The organism is Helicobacter sp. MIT 14-3879 (genome assembly GCF_003364125.1).
This window is the reverse complement of sequence record NZ_NXLP01000193.1, coordinates 1-514: the sequence shown is the minus strand read 5'-3', so window position 1 is coordinate 514 and position 514 is coordinate 1. Positions and strand designations below refer to the sequence as shown.

Genomic DNA, 514 nt, shown 5'->3' with positions numbered 1-514 from the left:
TTCAGAGAGACTTCGGCTAACGTCTTGCATTGTTAGTGTTTTCTTTAAGATAGGTGATTTTTTGCTCCAAAATCTCAAGAATCTTTTGTGTTTGGGATAAATCTTGTTTAATGAATGCAATTTGATTTTTGATAATTTTTATGCGTTCCTTGATGGTTGTGTCGCCCTGCAAGGAGAAATCCATATAGAGCTTGACTGTTTTAATATCCATTTTTGTTTGCCTTAGGCATTGCACCCATTGCAGTGCCTCAATGTCCCTTTGGCTAAAATAACGCACACCATTCTCGTCCTCTTGCAAAAAGGGAAACAACCCCTTCTTTATCCAAAAGCGAATCCTAGTCGATGGAATCCCTGTTTTTCTCTCTACTTCTATAATCGTGTAAGCCATTGCTACTTCCTTAACTTTAAGATAAATGAGAATTATAAGACCTGATACTTAGTATCTGTCAAGGGGTGATTTATGAAAAATATCATATTTGCCAAGATTAATCAATAAGATTAATCAATAAGATTA

1 protein-coding gene is annotated in these 514 nt (G+C 35.2%); it reads right to left on the bottom strand.

Going from position 1 to position 514, the window contains the following annotated elements:
- Positions 1-16: 16 nt before the first annotated feature.
- Positions 17-388, bottom strand: a complete 372-nt coding sequence (locus CQA44_RS12300) for a MerR family transcriptional regulator (protein ID WP_115547444.1) — start codon at positions 386-388, stop codon at positions 17-19.
- Positions 389-514: the final 126 nt, after the last annotated feature.